The 19376-nt window shown below is 64.6% G+C and carries 22 protein-coding genes; 15 read left to right on the forward strand and 7 right to left on the reverse strand.

The annotated features are described in order from the left end of the window. Positions 1-87 precede the first annotated feature (87 nt). Positions 88-2418, forward strand: coding sequence for a response regulator (locus A9K66_RS02615; RefSeq protein ID WP_067319360.1), 2331 nt, complete (start codon positions 88-90; stop codon positions 2416-2418). Position 2419: 1 nt separating this feature from the next. Here A9K66_RS02615 and A9K66_RS02620 read toward each other — a convergent pair whose 3' ends face one another. From A9K66_RS02620 to A9K66_RS02630, 3 genes are all read right to left on the reverse strand, one after another. Then, a complete protein-coding gene (locus tag A9K66_RS02620) occupies positions 2420-3280 on the reverse strand; it encodes a lytic transglycosylase domain-containing protein (protein WP_067319362.1) in 861 nt (286 codons plus the stop codon). Positions 3281-3283: 3 nt separating this feature from the next. After that, the gene (gene ispG, locus A9K66_RS02625; RefSeq protein ID WP_067319688.1) at positions 3284-4534 is read right to left on the reverse strand and encodes a flavodoxin-dependent (E)-4-hydroxy-3-methylbut-2-enyl-diphosphate synthase; all 1251 of its coding nucleotides are present in this window, start codon (positions 4532-4534) and stop codon (positions 3284-3286) included. 254 nt (positions 4535-4788) lie between these two features. After that, the gene (locus A9K66_RS02630) at positions 4789-4968 is read right to left on the reverse strand and encodes a YdcH family protein (protein ID WP_040998838.1); all 180 of its coding nucleotides are present in this window, start codon (positions 4966-4968) and stop codon (positions 4789-4791) included. A 235-nt stretch (positions 4969-5203) separates the two neighbouring features. Here A9K66_RS02630 and A9K66_RS02635 point away from each other — a divergent pair, with 235 nt between their 5' ends. Beyond that, complete coding sequence (locus tag A9K66_RS02635; protein WP_067001951.1) at positions 5204-5407, forward strand: DUF465 domain-containing protein; 204 nt, start codon at positions 5204-5206, stop codon at positions 5405-5407. Positions 5408-5431: 24 nt separating this feature from the next. Here A9K66_RS02635 and A9K66_RS02640 read toward each other — a convergent pair whose 3' ends face one another. After that, positions 5432-6232 carry an IclR family transcriptional regulator gene (locus A9K66_RS02640; protein WP_067319364.1) on the reverse strand — a complete coding sequence of 267 codons (801 nt, stop codon included), beginning with the start codon at positions 6230-6232 and terminating at the stop codon, positions 5432-5434. A gap of 162 nt (positions 6233-6394) precedes the next feature. Between A9K66_RS02640 and A9K66_RS02645 the strand changes: the two genes are divergently transcribed. The 8 genes from A9K66_RS02645 (at position 6395) to A9K66_RS02680 (ending at position 12847) form a co-directional block, all read left to right on the forward strand. Next, positions 6395-7225 carry a transporter substrate-binding domain-containing protein gene (locus A9K66_RS02645; protein WP_197504271.1) on the forward strand — a complete coding sequence of 277 codons (831 nt, stop codon included), beginning with the start codon at positions 6395-6397 and terminating at the stop codon, positions 7223-7225. 123 nt (positions 7226-7348) lie between these two features. After that, positions 7349-8014 carry an amino acid ABC transporter permease gene (locus tag A9K66_RS02650; protein WP_067319366.1) on the forward strand — a complete coding sequence of 222 codons (666 nt, stop codon included), beginning with the start codon at positions 7349-7351 and terminating at the stop codon, positions 8012-8014. Next, the gene (locus A9K66_RS02655) at positions 8014-8664 is read left to right on the forward strand and encodes an amino acid ABC transporter permease (protein WP_067001941.1); all 651 of its coding nucleotides are present in this window, start codon (positions 8014-8016) and stop codon (positions 8662-8664) included. The genes A9K66_RS02650 and A9K66_RS02655 overlap by 1 nt, the downstream gene beginning before the upstream one ends. Before the next feature lie 4 nt (positions 8665-8668). Further along, the gene (locus A9K66_RS02660; RefSeq protein WP_067319368.1) at positions 8669-9463 is read left to right on the forward strand and encodes an amino acid ABC transporter ATP-binding protein; all 795 of its coding nucleotides are present in this window, start codon (positions 8669-8671) and stop codon (positions 9461-9463) included. Positions 9464-9500: 37 nt separating this feature from the next. Beyond that, complete coding sequence (locus A9K66_RS02665) at positions 9501-9962, forward strand: RidA family protein (RefSeq protein ID WP_067001934.1); 462 nt, start codon at positions 9501-9503, stop codon at positions 9960-9962. A 17-nt stretch (positions 9963-9979) separates the two neighbouring features. Then, entirely contained in the window at positions 9980-11185 is a 1206-nt protein-coding gene (locus A9K66_RS02670; RefSeq protein WP_067319370.1) for an aminotransferase class V-fold PLP-dependent enzyme, read from the forward strand. A 91-nt stretch (positions 11186-11276) separates the two neighbouring features. Continuing rightward, positions 11277-11774 carry a 5-(carboxyamino)imidazole ribonucleotide mutase gene (gene purE, locus A9K66_RS02675; RefSeq protein ID WP_067319690.1) on the forward strand — a complete coding sequence of 166 codons (498 nt, stop codon included), beginning with the start codon at positions 11277-11279 and terminating at the stop codon, positions 11772-11774. Then, positions 11771-12847, forward strand: a complete 1077-nt coding sequence (locus A9K66_RS02680; RefSeq protein ID WP_067319371.1) for a 5-(carboxyamino)imidazole ribonucleotide synthase — start codon at positions 11771-11773, stop codon at positions 12845-12847. The genes purE and A9K66_RS02680 overlap by 4 nt, the downstream gene beginning before the upstream one ends. Positions 12848-12853: 6 nt before the next feature. Here the strand turns inward: A9K66_RS02680 and A9K66_RS02685 are convergent, their stop codons facing one another. Then, positions 12854-13270, reverse strand: coding sequence for a lysozyme inhibitor LprI family protein (locus tag A9K66_RS02685; protein WP_067319373.1), 417 nt, complete (start codon positions 13268-13270; stop codon positions 12854-12856). A gap of 335 nt (positions 13271-13605) precedes the next feature. Here A9K66_RS02685 and ykgO point away from each other — a divergent pair, with 335 nt between their 5' ends. From ykgO to A9K66_RS02700, 3 genes are all read left to right on the forward strand, one after another. Further along, positions 13606-13731, forward strand: coding sequence for a type B 50S ribosomal protein L36 (gene ykgO / locus A9K66_RS02690; protein WP_040974291.1), 126 nt, complete (start codon positions 13606-13608; stop codon positions 13729-13731). A 111-nt stretch (positions 13732-13842) separates the two neighbouring features. After that, positions 13843-14460, forward strand: coding sequence for a hypothetical protein (locus tag A9K66_RS02695; protein WP_067319375.1), 618 nt, complete (start codon positions 13843-13845; stop codon positions 14458-14460). A 297-nt stretch (positions 14461-14757) separates the two neighbouring features. Next, the gene (locus A9K66_RS02700; protein ID WP_067319377.1) at positions 14758-15816 is read left to right on the forward strand and encodes an alpha/beta hydrolase; all 1059 of its coding nucleotides are present in this window, start codon (positions 14758-14760) and stop codon (positions 15814-15816) included. 152 nt (positions 15817-15968) lie between these two features. On the opposite strand, the gene pyk is transcribed toward A9K66_RS02700, so the two are convergent. Continuing rightward, positions 15969-17396 carry a pyruvate kinase gene (gene pyk, locus A9K66_RS02705; protein WP_067319379.1) on the reverse strand — a complete coding sequence of 476 codons (1428 nt, stop codon included), beginning with the start codon at positions 17394-17396 and terminating at the stop codon, positions 15969-15971. Further along, positions 17393-17881, reverse strand: a complete 489-nt coding sequence (locus A9K66_RS02710) for a DUF1036 domain-containing protein (RefSeq protein WP_156750994.1) — start codon at positions 17879-17881, stop codon at positions 17393-17395. The genes pyk and A9K66_RS02710 overlap by 4 nt, the downstream gene beginning before the upstream one ends. 244 nt (positions 17882-18125) lie before the next feature. On the opposite strand from A9K66_RS02710, the gene A9K66_RS02715 reads away from it, so the two are divergent. After that, entirely contained in the window at positions 18126-18923 is a 798-nt protein-coding gene (locus A9K66_RS02715) for an N-formylglutamate amidohydrolase (RefSeq protein ID WP_067319382.1), read from the forward strand. A gap of 29 nt (positions 18924-18952) precedes the next feature. Beyond that, complete coding sequence (locus tag A9K66_RS02720; protein WP_067319384.1) at positions 18953-19261, forward strand: DUF1244 domain-containing protein; 309 nt, start codon at positions 18953-18955, stop codon at positions 19259-19261. Positions 19262-19376 lie beyond the last annotated feature (115 nt).

The raw sequence follows: 19376 nt of genomic DNA on the forward strand, positions 1-19376 counted from the left end.
AAGACAGGCAGCCGCACCAACGAAATCTTAATGTAAATCAAGCGTAATCCCGACCGTTAAAATTGTGCGTTTGGGTTGGGGTTACGCATGCCGGAGTATTCCTCCTTCATCCGGTCGATCCGGGTCCGCTATATTTCGGGATTGCTCGTCTTTGCCCTGGCCTCGGCGGCCGTCATGTTCGCGCTCAACCGCGTGAACTCATACCGCCACGAAGTCGATGCCTTGAGCGCCAATTTCGTCATCTTCTCGCGCGACCTGCGCAACGCCACCAATTTCGCCGAGACGACCGGAACCGTGTGGCGGGCTGAGACCCGCGATGGGCTGACCGCAGCCGCGCGCGGCCATTCCGAACGGCTGATGGGCGAGATCGAAATCCTGAACGCGCAGCTCGCGGCGATCAGGCCGCGGCTGTCGAAGAATACGCTCAATGCGCTCGAATCCGCTTCGGTGAACGACGATCTGTTCTGGTCGGCGCGCGACATGGTGCGCAATTTCAACCTGATGTCGGTGGCCCAGACAGTCGACGAATGGAGCTACCGCGAGATCCGCAACCAGAACGATCTTTTCGCCCAGCCGATGCTGGTTCGCGTGCGCACCGCGCTCGATGACGAGCGGCGCCTCGCCGATGCCGCCAGCGACCGGCTGCTCCTATGGGCGAGCGGTCTGCTGATCGCCGTCATCGCCATCGCCGCGGTTCTGATCTTCCGGCCGATGGAGAACGCGATCCGCCGCGCCTTCGCCGAAACCGCCGCATCGTTGTTCAAGGCCGAGGCGGCCGACCGGGCGAAATCGGAATTCCTCGCCAATATGAGCCATGAGATCCGCACGCCGATGAACGGCGTGCTCGGCATGGCCGAGCTTCTCGCCAAGACCGAGCTGACGCCGCGCCAGAGGACCTTCACCGACGTCATCGTCAAATCCGGCAACGCGCTGCTCACCATCATCAACGACATTCTCGATTTCTCGAAGATCAATGCCGGCCAGCTGACGCTCGACCCCGCCCCGTTCCGCCTGGCCGAAGCGGTCGAGGACGTGGCCACGCTGGTCTCGGCCCGCGTTGCCGAAAAGAACCTCGAGCTCATCGTGCGCGTCGACCCGCGCCTGCCTGGCTTCGTCGTCGGCGACGCCGGCCGTTTCCGCCAGATCGTTACCAACCTGCTCGGCAATGCGGTGAAGTTCACCGAGAAGGGGCATGTGCTGATCGATGTCGGCGGCGATGTGGTCGATGGGACCGTCCAGCTCAAGGTCCGCGTCGAGGACACCGGCATCGGAATCCCCGCCGAAAAGCTGCAGAGCGTGTTCGAGAAATTCGCCCAGGTCGACGGCTCGTCCACCCGCCGTCACGAAGGCACCGGGCTCGGCCTTGCCATCTCCGCCCGCCTCGTCGACCTGATGGGCGGCAAGATCGGCGTTGAAAGCGAGATCGGCCGCGGCTCGGTCTTCTGGTTCGCCGTACCGCTGCCGGCACACAAACAGCAAGCGCGCGACGAGATCGTGCCGGTCGACGTCACCGGCGCCCGCGTATTGGTCATCGACGACAACCCGGTCAATCGCGAGATCCTGCTCGAGCAGCTGCGCAGCTGGAGCTTCGACTGCGCCGCGGCCGAAAGCGGCGCCGTCGGCCTCGCCTTCCTCGACCGCGCCTGCCAGCTCGGCGCTTCGGTCGACTGCATCATCCTTGACTACCAGATGCCCGGCATGAACGGCGCCGATGTCGCCAAGGCGATCGCCGCCGACAGCCGCCTTTCCTCCATTCCGGTCGTGCTGCTCACCTCGGTCGACCAGGTCGATTTCGGCCGATTGGTGATCGATTTCGGCATCGTCGCGCATCTCACCAAGCCGGCGCGTTCGGCGGTGCTGCTCGGCACCGTGATCTCCGCCATCCAGAAGGCGCGCACGCAAGGCGGCAAGGCGCATTTCGTGCGCGAGCCGGTCGTCGTCCAGTCAGCTCCGCCGCCCTTCACCGTCATCCGCGGTCCAGCCGTTCCGGTCCTCGCGCCCGAACCGGCGGCGGCGCCGGGCGGTCCGATCGATATCCTGATCGCCGAGGACAATGACGTGAACCAATTGGTCTTCGGCCAGATCCTCAACGGCCTCGGCCTCAGCTATCGCATTGCCGGCAACGGCCGCACCGCGGTTGAGATGTACCGCTCGCTGCGCCCGAGGCTGGTGCTGATGGACGTCTCCATGCCTGAGATGAACGGTTACGAGGCGACGCGCGCCATCCGCGCCATCGAAGGGCAGAGCGGCAGCCATACGCCGATCATAGGCGTCACCGCGCATGCGCTGAAGGGCGACCGCGAAAAATGCATGGAAGCCGGCATGGACGACTACCTGCCGAAGCCGGTCTCTCCCGACCGCCTCGGCGCCAAGATCGGCACCTGGCTCAGCGAGACGGTGGCGGCGAAGACGGCTTGAGCTACCGATTTCGCATAACCAGGCACGCCCCGCCGACGCTTTGCAGCTTATTGCAGATGCCGTTGGCCTCGGCGCGCGAGTCGGCACCGATCCTGACCGCATAGATGCCGCGCCGGCCGATCGGCGTGCGCACGCGGCTGACCACAGGATCATGGCTGCCAAGCAGGGAAGGGAATCGGCCGCGAACCCGCAACCACTGGCTGATTGCGGCGGAGCGGCGGAAATTGCCGGCCACCTGGACGCCCCACGGCTTGAAGTTGATCGAGGCCATGGCGACGGTCCGCGACATGATCACCGGCAGCCTGCGGCAGGCGACCGCGAAGCTCATCTTCGGATCGAGCGGCCGGATAGTGCCGGCATAGGCGGTGTCCGAGAACTTGTCGACCGGCTCGCCCATGATGTCGAAGACATAGCTTTCGGTCTCCATCGGCAGGAAGCCGCCGGAGGACAGCCAGCGCGATACGCGGTTCTCGCCCGCATTGTAGGCGGCAGCCGCGAGGCCGAGATTGCCGTAGCCCGCCTTCATCTCGGCAAGATACTTGGCCGAGGCGGGGATCGCCTGCCCGATGTCGAAGGGATCGGCAAGCCCGCGCAGCTTGGCCGTGCCCGGCATGAACTGCGCGATGCCTTCGGCGCCCACGGGGCTCACCGCATTGGGATCGAAGCGGCTCTCCTTCCAGATCAGCCGGGCGAAGAAATCCTTGGGCAGGCCATTTTGCTCGGCCTGAGTTTCGATCAGATCACAGACGCGGTTGATCAGCCGTTTTGCGGCCGATCGCGACTGCGGCGGATCGGCGAATGCCTGACCGGCAGGGATCAGCGCGCAAATCAGGATCAGTGCCGTCCTGAGCAAGCGCTGCATGGCTCATTCCGCGGCGGCTTTGCCGTGTCCGTACCGCTGCTCGATATAGTCGGCGACCATCTTTTCGAAATCCTGCGCGATCGAGGGGCCACGCAGCGTCGCCGCCTTCTTGCCGTCGATGAACACCGGCGCTGTCGGCGTCTCGCCGGTTCCGGGCAAAGATATGCCGATATCGGCATGCTTGGATTCGCCGGGGCCGTTGACGATGCAGCCCATCACCGCGACCTTGAGGTTCTCAACACCCGGATATTTCTCACGCCACACCGGCATGTTCTTGCGGATGTCGGCCTGGATGCTTTGGGCCAGCTCCTGGAAGACGGTGGAGGTCGTGCGGCCGCAGCCGGGGCAGGCCGCGACGATCGGCACGAACTGCCGGAAGCCCATCGTCTGCAAAAGTTCCTGCGACACCTGCACCTCGCGCGTGCGGTCGCCGTTCGGCTCCGGCGTCAGCGAGATGCGGATCGTGTCGCCGATGCCCTGCTGCAGGAGGATACCCATGGCAGCCGAGGAAGCGACGATGCCCTTGGTGCCCATGCCGGCCTCGGTCAGCCCGAGATGCAGCGCATGGTTGGAGCGGGTCGCAAGCTCGGTATAGACGGCGATCAGATCCTGCACGCCGCTGACCTTGGCCGACAGGATGATCTTGTCGCGGCCGAGCCCGATCTCTTCCGCCATCTCCGCCGACAGGATCGCCGACTGCACGATCGCCTCGCGGGTGACTTCCTGGGCGGTGAGCGGCGAGCCCCGGCCCTGGTTGTCATCCATCAGCCGGGTCAAGAGCTCCTGGTCGAGCGAGCCCCAGTTGACGCCGATGCGCACCGGCTTGTCGTATCTGATCGCCATCTCGACGATCGCGGCGAACTGGCGGTCCTTCTTTTCCTTGAAGCCGACATTGCCGGGGTTGATGCGGTATTTCGCCAGCGCCTCGGCGCAGGCCGGGTGATCGGCGAGCAGCTTGTGACCGATATAGTGGAAGTCGCCGACCAGCGGCACGTTGACGCCGAGCCGGGCCAGCCGATCACGGATGCGCGGCACGGCAGCGGCGCTCTCGTCGCGGTCGACAGTGATGCGCACGATCTCCGAGCCGGCGCGATGCAGCGCCGCCACCTGGGCAACGGTTTGATCGATGTCGGCGGTATCGGTGTTGGTCATCGACTGCACGACGACCGGCGCGCCGCCGCCGACCATCACGCCGCCGACATCGACGCCGACCGATGCGCGCCGCGGGAAAGGAGAAGAAAAATATCCGGTCATGCCGGCCGCCTTCATCTGGAAGTTCCGGGCATGAGGTGGCGGAGCAAAGATGGCTTGTCAATGGCCGGTGACAGCCACGGTCCGCAAATCGGCTGCGCTTGGTTGGCGGCCGCGCGGTTCAGCAGCCCACATCGGGCTGCGGTTGCATTCCGGGAAGACTCGGGAAATTCAGCGTAAACTCACCGTACCGACGGCATTCTTGCCACCGGTTGGCTTGCACCCGACGGGTGCGGTTTATGCTGCCTAGAGGAGTTTCAGTGTGCCGTCGGTTTTGCCTTCAGCTTTTCAATCTCGTCCTTGATTGCCAGCTTGCGCCGCTTCAGAGTGGCGATCTCGAGGTCGTCTACCGAAGGATGATTCATCGCGTCGATAAGCTCGCGCTCGATGTCGCCGTGCTTCCGCTGCAGCTCATCAAGATGGGATGCAAGAGACATGATTGGTTCTCCCTTTCATGGATTCCTCGATTGCAGCCGTCTCAGGCACGTCCACCGCAGGTCGCAACTGTGACGGCACGATGACAGTTTGCCACCAACCAATCTCGATGTCGAATGCCGCGTGGTAGCATTCCACGACAATGTGAAATGTGATATCAGCGGCGCGCCGGTCACAAACCCCACCGGCCCCGCCCAAAGGCCCATCCCTGGGCGACGCATACGCAGACGGTAGATAATGTCCGAACAGGAACAGGCTGAGATACGCCTCGAATATTCCCGGCTCAAACAGGAACACGCCGATTTCGACGCCGCCATCAATGCGATGATCGCCATGGGTTGCGACCCGCTGCAGATCCAGCGCATGAAGAAGAAGAAGCTGATGCTGAAGGACCGGCTGATGGCGCTGGAAGACCGCATCATCCCCGACATCATCGCCTGACCGGCAGCTTCCTTCGCTCGACGGCTAGGGGATCGAAAGCCGCGCGGCGCGGTCACGCAGCAGCGCGACCAGCTCGCCTGTCCGATCTTCCGACGTGTCGATCGGAACCACCAGGCACATCGTCGCCTCGATCTTCCCGGGCGCTGAAAAGACCGGCGCCGCCAAGCATTTGGTATAGGCGTCGACAAGGCCCGACGTCACGCAATAGCCGGTGACGCGGGCTTTTGCGATGTCGTCGATGAAGTCGTCGAGCTCGATCTTGCGGCCATCCGGCAGCACGAGGTCGTCCTGGGAGATCATCGCCTCGATCCGGCTGCGTTCCAGGCCGGCGAGCAGCAGCCGGCCCGACGCGGTCCAAGGCAGCGGGATCTGCAGGCCGGTGGCCGAGCTGATGCGGAACGGCCTGGTGCCCGGGCTCGAATGGACGATCGTGTAGCGGCCGCTCTGCAGCATGCACAGCTCCGAGGTCTCGCCGGTCTCGCGCGACAGCGTGTCGACCTCCTGCCGTCCGCGCCTGAGGAGGTCGTTGCCGCGCATATAGGCCATTCCGTAGAGGTAAAGCTTCTTGCCGAAATAGACGCGGTTGCCGTCGCCGGCCATCTCCAGGAGACCGGCACCGACCAGCTCGCGAACGAGCGTGTAAGTCGTCGAGCGGGGGGCGTTGAGCCCCTTGGCCAGCTCGCCGATGCCGATCGCGCGCTGCGTGGCATGCAGGAACTCCAGAATGTGCAGCGCGCGGTTGAGACCCTTCTCGCGAGAGTTCGCGGGCCTGTCCTCGTCCGAACCTGCGGCCTGCCACTCGGTCAGCGCTTCGCCGTCTTGCATTGTCGATTCCCGGTGTTAGTATCTGTCTTGTACAGGATACATACGTCTCTTGTAAGAGACAATCGTATATCGATTGCTGACGCGTGTATTCATGGGGAACACACACCAAAGGAGGTCGCCGTGAACGACACATCCGGAAGACGTGATTTTCTGAAATTGGGAATGGCCGGACTTGCCACCGCCGGCGCGCTCACCGCGGTCAGCGCCGAGAAGGCCGCCGCGCAAGCCGCGTCCGATAGCGTGCTGCGGACCGCGCTCGATCGCGGCAAGCTGATCGTCGGCACCGGCAGCACCAACGCGCCGTGGCATTTCGAGAACGATGCCGGCGAGCTGGTCGGCATGGACATCACTATGGGGCGCATCCTCGCCAAGGGCCTTTTCGATGACCCGACCAAGGTCGAATTCGTCATGCAGGATCCGGCGCAGCGCATTCCGAACGTGACCACCAACAAGGTCGACATCACCATCCAGTTCATGACCATGACGGCGCAGCGCTCGCAGCTGATCCACTTCTCGCGCCCCTACTATGTCGAAGGCGTCGCGCTGCTGACGCTGCCCGGCTCCGAGAACAAGACTTTCGACAAGCTGCTGGCGAACGGCTCCGCCACGCGCATCTCGATCCTGCAGAATGTCGATGCCGAAAACTCGGTGCACTTTGCCCTGCCCCAGGCGCAGGTCATGCAGATCGACACCCAGGCCAACGTGCTGCAGGCGCTGGAATCCAAGCGTGTCGACGCCGCCGCGGTCGACCTCTCCACCGTGCGCTGGCTCGCCTCGCGCAACCCGGACAAATACTTCGACGCCGGCAAGAGCTGGTATTCGATGCTTTACGGCGCGGCCATCAGGCAGGGCGACCTCGACTGGCTGACCTACGTCAACCAGACCTTCACCATCGCCATGTTCGGCCACGAGACGGCGCTCTACGACGCTGCCTTCAAGGAATATTTCGGCCAGGAGCCGCCGCCGCGCCACCCGGGCTTCCCGGTCATCTGACGAAGCCTTCTGACTTTAGCCGGCGGAGGGACGCAACACGCGCCCTTCCGCCTGTTCTCCTCGACACGGGGTTCCTGCAGTGGCGATTTCTTTATCGTCACCACAGGCCATTGAGACGGACGCATGGGCTATACGCTCAATTTCAACCTGATCTGGCGCCATTTCGACAAGCTCTGGGGCGGACTGCTGCTCAGCCTCGAGCTTGCCGTGATCTCGATCGCCATCGGCATTGTCATCGGACTGGTACTGGCCGTCTGGTATGTCTCGGCCGGGCGTGTCGTGCGCGGCATTATCGCCTCTTACGTCGAATTCATCCGCAACGTGCCGCTGATCCTGCTGGTCTATCTGGTGTTCTACGGTCTGCCGACCGTCATCGACCTGGCCTACAGCGCGCAGACGTCCTTCGTCGCCACGCTTGCCGTCTACAGCGGCGCCTATCTCGTCGAAGTGTTCCGATCCGGCCTCGAAGCCGTGCCGCGCGGCCAGATCGATGCCGGCAAGGCGATCGGCCTTACGCCATGGCAGCGGCTTGTCCATGTGCGGCTGCCGACGATGATGCGCATCACCCTGCCGGCGCTTTCCAACACCTTCATCTCGCTGTTCAAGGACACGTCTGTCGCTTCCGTCATCTCCGTGCCCGAACTGACCTACGGCGCGCAGTGGATCAACTTCAACACCTTCCGCATCGTCGAGGTCTATCTGGTGGTGACGGCGATGTATCTGGTGACGGGTTACGCCCTGCTCTTCGCGCTCCGGCTGGTCGAGCGCTGGTATAGGACGGCGCGCTGATGCTTGGCCAGATCGCTTACGCCCTGCCGTTCCTCGCCGAAGGCTTCGCGCTGACGCTTTGGGTATCGCTGCTGGTCGTGGTGCTGTCGCTGATCGCCGGCGTTGTCCTCGGCGTTGGCCTCGTCTACGGGCCCGCACCCTTGCGCTGGGCGGTGCGGATCTTCAGCGACACCGTCCGCGGCATCCCGATCCTGGTGCTGATCTTCTTCGTCTATTACGGCCTGCCGGCCGTCGGCGTGCATCTCCAGTCCTTCTGGGCGGCGGTGCTGGCGTTGACCTTGTTCAAGACCGCGCAGGTCGTCGAATATCTGCGCGGTGCCGTCGCCTCGATCCCGAAAGGCCAATCGGAAGCGGCGATGGCGATTGGCCTGACCTTTCGCCAGCGCCTTACCTACGTGATTTTCCCGCAGGCCTTCCGCCGCTTCCTGCCGCCTTGGATCAACGGCGTCACCGACGCGGTCAAGGGCAGCGCGCTGGTCTCGCTGCTCGGCATCACCGATCTGATGCAGGCCATCAACCAGGTCATTGGCCGCACCTATGAGGCGATGCCGCTCTATATCCTCGGCGCCCTTCTCTATTTCGGCGTCAACTACGCGCTTTCGCTTGCCAGCCGACGGCTGGAGCAGCGCTTTGCCTTCATCCGGGAATAGCACAATGGCCACCACTTCCGATAACAGCCCTGCGCTTCTCGATATCGCCGAGGTCTCGAAATCCTTTGGCTCGGTCGAGGTACTGCGCTCGGTCAGCCTCAAGGTGGCGAAGGGCGAGGTGGTCGCCATCATCGGACCGTCCGGCAGCGGCAAGACCACGCTGCTGCGCTGCGTCAACTTCCTCGAAAGCTACGACAGCGGCTCGATCCGCATCGACGGCAAGGAGGTCGGTTTTCGCGACGGCGGCGCGCGCCAGCGCCGCAGCGAGCGCGACTTGGCCGCCATGCGCGCCGAGACCGGCATGGTGTTCCAGGGCTTCAACCTGTTCCCGCATCTGACGGCGGCCGGCAACATCATGCTCGGCCTCACCAAGGTACGCGGCAAGAGCAGCGCCGAGGCGCGCTCGATCGCCGAGCACTGGTTGGGTCGTGTCGGTCTCGCCCACAAGGCCGACAGCCTGCCCGCCGAGCTTTCCGGCGGCCAGCAGCAGCGTGTCGGCATCGCCCGCGCCGTCGCCATGGAGCCGAAGATCCTGCTGCTCGACGAGATCACCTCGGCCCTCGATCCGGAACTCGTCGGCGAGGTTCTGGCCGTGGTGAAAAGCCTCGCCGAGGACGGCATGACCATGGTGATGGTGACGCATGAGATGGCTTTCGCCCGCGACGCCTCAAGCCGCATCGTCTTCATGGCCGACGGCGGCGTCAGTGCCGTCGGGCCGCCGAAGGAGGTGCTTGCCGCGGAGACCACGAACGAGCGCCTGCGGACTTTTTTGGCGCGCTTCCGCGCCTCGCAATTCTGACATCGGATGGCAAATGCCATCCAAGGAGCATTCTTCCATGACGCCTTACACCCGGCTCGCCGAACTCGGCCTGACGCTGCCCGAGCCGCCAACGCCCATCGCCAACTTCGTCACTCATGCCGAGAGCGGCCGGCTGATCTTCCTCTCGGGCCAGGGGCCGCTGCGCGCCGATGGCACGCTTTGCACCGGCAAGGTCGGCGAGGACGTCACCGTCGAACAGGCCTATGAGCATGCCCGGCTCACCGGCCTCAACCTGCTTGCCGTCATGCACGCGGCGGCGGGCGACCTCGGGCGCATCGTGCGCGTCGTCAAGCTGCTCGGCTTCGTCAATGCGACGCCGACCTTCAGCGATCACCCGAAGGTGGTCAACGGCTGCTCCGATCTCTTCGCCGATGTCTTTGACAAGATCGGCGGCCACGCGCGTTCGGCGATCGGCGTCGGCTCGCTGCCTGGAAACATCACCGTCGAAATCGAAGCGGTCGTCGAGATCGCCGCCTGACACTGGGATCTGCTGCCATGAAAACCTATTCCGAGACCGGCTCCAACACCACGATCCGCGAGCGGCTGGGACTGCGTCCGATCATCAACGTCTCGGGCACGATGACGACACTCGGCGCTTCCATCATCGTCCCGGAAGCGATCAGCGCCATGGCCGAGATCGCCTCGCAATGGGTGGAGATGGACGATTTGCAGCGCGCCGCGAGCGCAGTCGTCGCCCGTCTCACCGGCGGCGAGGCCGGCTTCATCACCGCCTGCTGCGCCTCAGGCATCACCATGGCGATCGCCGGAGCGATGACCGGCACCAACCTGCTGGCCATCGAACGGCTGCCCGACGACACCGAAGGGCTGAAATCGGAGGTCGTCATCCAGCTCGGCCATATCGTCAATTACGGCGCGCCGATCGATCAGTCGATCCGCGTGGCCGGCGCCAAGGTCATTCCGGCGGGCACCGTTAGCGTCACGCAGGATTACCACGTGCGCGAGGCGATCAACGAGCGCACCGCGGCCGCGCTTTACGTCGTCGCCCACCACACGGTGCAATACGGCATGCTTTCGCTAGAGGAGTTCTGCGAGATCTGCCACGCCAAGAATGTGCCGGTGATCGTCGATGCCGCTTCGGAATACGATCTGCGGACCTTCCTCGCGCGCGGCGCCGACATCGTCGTCTACAGCGGCCACAAATTCCTGAGTGGCCCGACCAGCGGCATCGTCACCGGCCGCAAGGACCTGGTGCGCGCCGCCTATCTGCAGAATCGCGGCGTCGCGCGGGCCATGAAGGTCGGCAAGGAAAGCATCGCCGGCACCATGGCGGCGCTCGACGCCTGGGAAAAGCGCGACCATGCCGGCATCCGCCGGCGCGAAGAGGCGGCGCTCGATCTGTGGAAGGATGCGCTGCAAGGCATTCCGGGCATTGGCGCTGAGATCGTGCCCGACCCAACCGCCAACCCGCTCGACCGCCTGCAGGTCTTCGTCCGTCCGGAGAGCCGCTTCACCGCCGCGGGCCTAACCTCGGCTTTGGCCGCCGGCTCACCGCCCGTCATCGTGCGCAACCATGAGGTCGAGCGCGGACACTTCTTCCTCGACCCGTGCAACCTGCATCCCGGCGAGGCCGAGATCGTCGCCGAGCGGCTGCGCGCCGTGCTGACCGCGAAGGAGCGTCCCGCGGATGCGATGAAAGCGGCGCGCAAGGATTCATCCGGGGCGCTGCGCTGGCCGGACTAGACCTCGCCACCGTCGGCCCACAGCCGCGACAATCCTTGCGGCTGCCGGCGAATTCCGCTAAGGCGCGCCTTTGCCGCCGGGAGCGAAAACCTTGACCGATCAGCGTGCCGAAGTCGCCATCATCATGGGCAGCCAGTCCGACTGGGCGACGATGCGCCAGGCGGCGGAAACGCTGGATGCGCTGGGCATCCCGCACAAAAAACTGATCGTCTCGGCACACCGCACGCCGGACCGCCTCTATGAATTCGCCAAGGGCGCCAAGGCGGCCGGCTACAAGGTGATTATCGCCGGCGCCGGCGGCGCGGCGCACCTGCCCGGCATGACGGCGGCGATGACGCCGCTGCCCGTCTTCGGCGTGCCGGTGGAATCCAAGGCGTTGTCCGGCCAGGATTCGCTGCTCTCCATCGTGCAGATGCCGGCCGGCATTCCGGTCGGCACTTTGGCCATCGGCAAGGCCGGTGCTGCCAACGCGGCCCTTCTCGCCGCAGCCGTCCTGGCGCTGAGCGATGAAAAACTCGCCGCCCGCCTCGATGCCTGGCGCACCGCACAGACCGCCAAGGTCGCCACCGAACCGGCAGATACCCCGTGAGTCTGGCCCCGGGATCGACCATCGGCATCATCGGCGGCGGCCAGCTTGGCCGCATGCTGGCTATGGCAGCCGCTCGCCTTGGCTACCGCACGGTCGTCCTGGAGCCACAGGCCGACAGCCCGGCGGCGCAGGTCGCTAACCGTCAGATCGTCGCCGCCTATGACGATCCGGCGGCCCTTGCCGAACTGGCCGGCGCCAGCGCTGTCGTCACTTACGAATTCGAGAACGTCCCGGTTCAAGCGGCGCAGACACTCACGGCGCGCGTTCCCGTCTGTCCGCCGGCCCGCGCGCTGGAAATCGCGCAGGATCGCGTGACCGAAAAAAGCTTCCTGAACGGCATCGGCGTTCCCACAGCCGAATTCTGCCCAGTGGACAATGACGAGCAGCTGACGGCCGCGCTGAAGAAATTCAGCGGCAGCGGCGTGCTGAAGACGCGCCGCATGGGCTATGACGGCAAAGGCCAGCGCGTCTTCCGCAACATGGAGACCGGCGGCTTTGCCGGCACCTGCGAGGCGATGGGCAATGTGCCGCTGATCCTCGAATCGCTGGTCGCTTTCGAGCGCGAGATTTCGGTGATTGCCGCGCGCGGGCAGGACGGCTCGGTTGCAGCCTACGATCCGGCCGAGAATATCCATCGCGAAGGCATATTGCGAACGTCGACATTGCCGGCCGCCATCGCACCGGACACCGCATCGGCGGCGAAGCAAGCGGCAGCAAAAATCCTTGCGGCGCTCGACTATGTCGGCGTCATCGGCGTCGAGTTCTTCGTGCTTGCCGACGGTTCGCTTTTAGCCAATGAGCTGGCGCCGCGTGTCCACAATTCCGGCCACTGGACGGAAGCCGCCTGCATCGTTTCGCAGTTCGAACAGCATATCCGCGCCATCGCCGGCCTGCCGCTGGGCTCGCCTGCACGGCATTCCGACTGTGTCATGGAAAACCTGATCGGCGATGACATGCTGAAGGTTCCGGCGCTGCTCGCCGAGCCCGGCCTGATGCTGCATCTCTACGGCAAGGCCGAGTCGCGGCCCGGCCGCAAGATGGGCCATTTCACGCGCATTGAGCGTCGGCGCTAACGCCGGCTACTGCACGTCTTCGTCCTCGTCCGGGCTGGCGCAGCTCGGATCGCCTTCCTGGCAGTTGGGGCCAAAGGTGAGTTGCTTGGTGCGCTCCGTGGTCAGCTCCGTCAGGCATTGCGAAACCTCCATCGGGTGGATGGAACCGCCCTCGCTGTCGGCGGTCGAATAGGCGCATTCGGCGTCGCGGAAGGCGATCCAGGCGCGCTGTGCGGTCTGCAGCAACTTGTTGGCCTTCTCGTCATTGCGGCCGACAATATCCTTGTAGGCGGCGTTGAGCTTGGCATCGGCCGCCTGATAATCGGCATTGGCGCAGATATTCATCATCGACTGGCTGTCGTCGCTGCGATCGCAGTCCTCGGCCCATGCAGCCGGAACCGTCGCGATGAGGACAAGGCATGCGGGCAGAAAGAGACGGCGCATGATAAGACTCCGTTTCGCTGAGAGCATCTGCAACCTAGAGGAATCGCTTGGCGTCGCAGAAATGCGGCTAAACAAATAGACATAACCGGAGGGGACCTATGTCCCGCTCTGGCGTGGCCCGCAACATTCCAGCCGCCTCTGAGTCGCGCAATGCCGCGCGTTACCTATGGCGAATATTTGATCAGCGCACCATTTGCGGCATAAGAGCCGCCCGCTTGCGGTTGACACGGGCAAGGCTCCTCGTTTATGAGCCACGCAAGTTCAAGGCGCGCTTTTTTCGGGCGCGCCTTTAAAATTCGGCCCGGGACCGGGCCCCCGACCGAACAGGCAAGACCATGAAGATCAAGAACTCGCTCAAGGCGCTCAAGGCGCGTCACCGCGACAACCGGCTGGTTCGCCGCAAGGGACGCATCTACATCATCAACAAGACCGCTCCGCGCTACAAGGCGCGCCAGGGCTGAGACTTGCGCGCGGCGCTAAGCGCCGCGCCCGCTGATGTCGACTGCCGGTTCGCCGGCCCTCTCACGCTAAAATCATTTTGACGATCCGCCGTCCGGGACTAGATTCCGGACATGCGGATTCTTTTTGCGTTCTTCATTGCCCTGGTCCTTTCCGGAACGACCTTGCCCGCTTCGGCGCAGGATGAGGCCACGCCGCCCGCCGCTTCGCCGGCGCCCGCCATCACGCCGCCGCCGGTCGCCTCGACCAGGCAGGGGCGGCTCGACCAGCTCTTTGCCGATCTCAGACGCGAGCGCAACGAGAAGGCCGCCGAACGCATCGCCGGCCGCATCTGGAATGAGTGGAACCAGTCCGGCAGCGCCTCGATCGACCTGATGATGCGATGGGCGCAAAGGGCGGCGGAAGACCAGAAATTCGACGTCGCGCTCGATTTCCTCGATCAGGTGGTGACCTTGCAGCCCGATTATGCCGAAGGCTGGAACCGCCGCGCTACCGTGCATTTCCTGATGAAGAACTATGGAAAGTCGATGTCGGACATCGACCACACGCTGCGGCTCGAACCGCGCCATTTCGGCGCGCTGTCGGGTCTCGCGCAGATCATGGCCGAGACCGGCCACAAGCAGTCGGCGCTGGAGGCCTGGCAGAAGGTGCTCACCATCTATCCGATGATGCGCAGCGCCCAGGGCCAGGTCTCGACGCTGTCGGAAGACCTGGCCGGCGAGGGCATTTGAGGGGCAGCTCTTCGTCATCCTCGGGCTTGACCCAACGACCATGCCGTGACTTCCCGCGCCGCGACGGTGGTGCAGACCTCTGCTCCGCTGCAGCCGTCGCGCAAGGTGACGGCGTGGATGCCAGCGGCTTCGCGACGGAGCTTCGCTCCTGCTTCGTCCTGACGTTGACAGGCCGGCCAAGCTGAACGTTTGCGATACTCCACCGAAGCGGGCAATAATTTGGGCTGGCAGCAGGCCGCCAGCTCGCCAAACTCACCGTGCTCTTAAACTAAATCCGCTCGCCCTCGTACTTTCCGCATGTACCTCATCTGCGTCGCGCTCCTCCTCCTCGTTGCCTTCCTCATCGCCCTTGCCGGCATTACCCGCGCCGGCGTCTGGCTGATCGAGCGCCGCAATCCGCCGATCGGCGCATTCGCCGACATCGATGGTGCCCGCATCCATTATGTCCACGTCCCCGCCGCCGGCGCCGATCTGCCGCCTGTCGTCTTCATCCATGGCGCCAGTGCCAATCTCAAGGACCAGATGCTGCCGCTGAGGCCTTTGCTCGAGGGCCGCGCCGAGCTGCTGTTCCTCGACCGACCGGGCTTCGGCTGGTCGGAGCGCGGCGACAACGAAACGCTGGCGGCGCAGGCCGACACTGTCGCCGCGTTGATGGATCGGCTCGGCATCGCAAGGGCGATCATCATAGGCCATTCCTTCGGCGGCGCGGTCACAACCGCCTTCGCGCGCCAGCATCCGCAAAAGACGCTCGGCCTCGTCTTCCTGGCGCCCGTGAGCCATCCGTGGCCGGGCGGCGCGACCGCCTGGTATTACAAATTGACGGCTGTTCCGGTGGTCGGCTGGCTGTTTTCCGAGACCATTGCTTACGCGGCGGGCATGCTGCGGATCGGCAATGCCACGGCCTGCGTGTTTTCACCGAACAATGTGCCGAAGGGCTATATCGGCAAGGCTTCCATTCCGCTTGTTCTGAGGCCGCCTGCCTTCCGCACCAACGCCCGCGATGTGGCCCAACTTTACGATTATGTGCGCGCGGCCTCGCCTGGCTACCGTGAGATCAAGGCGCCGACCTTGGTCATCTCCGGCGATCGCGACAAGGTGGTCTATGCCACGGTCCATTCCGTCGGCCTCGAACGCGACATTCCCGGCGCCGAGCTGGTCTGGGTCGCGAATCTCGGCCACAAGCCCGACTGGATCGCCCCGGACCTCGTCGTCGGCGCCATCGAAAGGGCGGCCGGCGCGCCGGTCGACCTGCAGTCGATGGCGAGCGTTGTGGAAAGCCGCATCGCCGGCGACGCGCAAGGCGCTGACAGGTACCCGGAACTGAAGGTGCCGGACGCCGAGCTGGCGCCGGGCTAAGCTCGGGACCGGAAGGCTGTCGAGATTCAGATTAGGCCGAGCCGAGCAGAGCGGATTCCCAGAACCGGAGCGGACCGACTTAACCACATGAGCCCCGGAAGCGCAGGGAGGCGCGCTTCACAGGCCGGTCCCACCTGAATACGGGCAATAGCTTAGTGCGTCTCTGAGCCGACATAGGCGATGCGCAGCATGTTGGTCGAGCCGGGCGTCCTCAGCGGCACGCCCGCCGTGATGATGACGCGGTCGCCCGGCTTGCCGAAGCCTTCCTCGAGGGCAATGCGGCAGGCGCGGTCGACCATATCGTCGAGGTCGATAGCGTCCTCCGAGACCACGCAATGCGTACCCCACAGAAGCGAGAGCCGGCGCGCCGTGTTGACGATCGGCGACAGCGCCACGATCGGCACTTGCGGCCGTTCGCGCGCGGCGCGCAGACCAGTTGTTCCAGAGGCGGTGTAGGAAATGATCGCCGACAGTTTCAGCGTCTCCGCGATCTCGCGCGCAGCGAGCGAAATGGCGTCGGCCCCGGTCGCTTCCGGTTCCGAGCGCTGGGCGTTGATGATGCCGGCATACGTCGGGTCGGCTTCGACCTTGGTGGCGATGCGGTTCATCATCGCGACCGCCTCGACCGGGTAGGCGCCGGCGGCGGATTCGGCCGAAAGCATGATCGCGTCCGCGCCTTCGAAGACGGCGATCGACACATCCGAGACCTCCGCGCGGGTCGGCACGGGTGCGGTGATCATCGATTCCAGCATCTGGGTCGCGATCACCACCGGTTTGCCGGCGCGGCGGGCGGCTCGCGTGATCTGCTTCTGGATGCCGGGCACGGCCTCGAGCGGCATCTCGACGCCGAGATCGCCGCGCGCGACCATCAGCGCGTCGGAGAGTTCGATGATCTCGGCCAGGCGCGCCACCGCCTGCGGCTTTTCGATCTTGGCCATGATGAGGGCCCGGCCGCGCGCGATCTTGCGCGCTTCGGCCAGATCCTCCGGCCGCTGCACGAACGACAGCGCCACCCAGTCGACGCTTGCCGCCAGCACCGCGTCGAGATCGGCGCGGTCCTTCTCGGTCAGCGCGCCGACCGGCAGATCGGTGTCGGGCAGGCTGACGCCCTTCTTGTCGGAGATGCCGGTGCCGGCGACCACCGTGCAGGCGATCGACTTGCCGTCGCTCTTGACCGCCTTGAGCTCCAGCTTGCCGTCATCGATCAAAAGACGGTGACCGGCCTCGACCGAGTTCAGGATTTCCGGATGCGGCAGGTAGACGCGCTTCGACGTGCCGGGTTCCGGACTGTCATCCAGCGTGAAGGTCTGGCCGACGGTCAGTGCTTCCTTGCCATTGGCGAACTTGCCGACCCTGAGCTTTGGCCCCTGAAGATCGGCGAGAATGCCGATCGGCCGCCCGACCGCCGCCTCGACGGCCCGGATGCGGCCGACAAGCGTGCGCATCAGCTCGTGGTCGGTATGGCTCATATTGATGCGGAAGACGTCGGCGCCTGCCTCGAAGAGCTTTCGCAGCATCTCCTCGGAGGAGGAAGCCGGACCGATGGTGGCGAGGATCTTGACCTTGCGGTTACGTCTCATTGATTGTTCGTTCCCGGAGCGGGGGCCGCTGGCGCGCCGCCCGTTGCGGGCTCGTCAGTCAGCTGGACCATCCAGCTTGCCTGCTCGCCCGTGTCATATTCCTGAAATCCGGCGCGCTGAAAGCCCCGGGCGACGCAATCATTCACGCCGGCAATCTTGAACTCTTTTTCGGCGACGCACATGTTGATCGGGCCGTCCCAACGCCCGCCGCGCTCGGCGTCTTCTGCATAAAGATAGTAAAACCTTGATGACAGCGGCCCCTCGATCAGCGTCTTGCAGGTCGACCCCTCGATGTGCCACCAGCCCTCTGTGATCCAGCCGGCCTTCGCCCGATAGCCGATGCCGACGCCGACCAGGTTCTGCGTCGCGTTGCAGACGCGGAAGTCGGCGCGCGCCGGCGAGGTCGCGGCGAGCGCGCACAGGCCCGCGCCAAAGATCAGGAGCGGCAGGCTCAGGCGCTTGCGCAACCTGCCGGCGCAATCCAATCCAAAACCCTTGGCGAACCACATCTGCATCGTCGAAGCACCTTTTCAGCAAACTCCGGGCGCATGTCAACGCGCCGTTTTATTCAATTCCAATCGATTTAGAAGGGTCCGGTGGACGATTTGGCATCCCATCCGGGATTCTTTGCAGAAACCGTGGCCAAACAACGGCATTGCGCCTCAGTCCTCTTCGTGGAATGACGATACCACCCCGCCCGGACGCCAGCGAACAGACCGTTTTCAGCCGATGACCCGATCCACAGCTTTCACGCCCTTCGACATCGTCGAGGGCGACCGCAAGAAGGGCATCGTGCTTCTGGCCGATCACGCCCGCCGCGACCTGCCGGAAGAATATGGCAGCCTCGGCCTGCCGCCTGCCGAGTTCGAGCGCCACATCGCCTATGATATCGGCGTCGAGACGGTGACGCGCGAGTTGGCGGCGGCGCTCGATGCGCCGGCCGTGCTGGCCGGCTTCTCCCGCCTTCTGATCGACCCCAACCGGGGCGAGGACGACCCGACGCTGATCCGCCAGCTCTATGACGGCACCGTCGTGCCGGGAAACTATCCCATGGCCGCCGAGGAGCGGGAGAGACGGCTCGACCGCTTCTACCGCCCCTATCACGACGCGGTCGGGGCGATGATTTCCTCGGTGGCGCAGGCCTCCGGCAAAGCGCCGTTCATCTTCTCGGTGCATTCCTTCACCCCTCGCATGCAAGGCTTCATCCGCCCCTGGCATGTCGGCATCTTGTGGGACCGCGACGACCGCGTTGCGCGGCCGCTGATCGACATGCTGGCCGAAGACAAGGCGCTGATCGTCGGCGACAACGAGCCCTATGACGGCGCGCTGCGCGGCGACACCATGTTCCGCCATGCCATTGTCAACGGCTATGCCCATGCCCTGCTCGAGATCCGTCAGGACCTGATCGCCGACCGCGCTGGCGCTGTTCAATGGGCGGAGCGATTGGCTCCGATCGTTGACGCCGTCGACCGCCGTGCCGATATACACGAGGTGAAGATGTTCGGCTCGCGCACCGGGCCGGCCTAAAAAACGGCCGAGAGGCCGGGGACCAGGAAATGACCGAACTCAGCGAAGAACGGAAACGCGATTTCGAGGCCGCCGCCTTCCGCCGGCTGGTCGAGCATCTGCGCGCACGCGGTGACGTCCAGAACATCGACCTGATGAACCTGGCCGGCTTCTGCCGCAACTGCCTGTCGAACTGGTATCGCGAGGCGGCCGAGGCCGACGGCATTGCGCTGACAAAGGACGAATCGCGCGAGATCATCTATGGCATGCCCTATGCCGAATGGCAGGCGCTCAACCAGACCGAAGCCTCCGAGGCCAAGAAGGCTGAGTTCGAGGCCAGGCGGCCGAAGGATCATTGAACGGTCCTATTTGGCTCGCCCCTGCTGCTTTGTCATCCCAGGGTCTGCGCGCGTCGCTTCGCTCCTGCTTCGCCCATGGATGGCGAAGGAGGCGTTTCGGCCAAATCTCCAAAGT

It is taken from the genome of Mesorhizobium sp. AA23, from assembly GCF_001672435.1.
Lineage (GTDB): Bacteria > Pseudomonadota > Alphaproteobacteria > Rhizobiales > Rhizobiaceae > Mesorhizobium.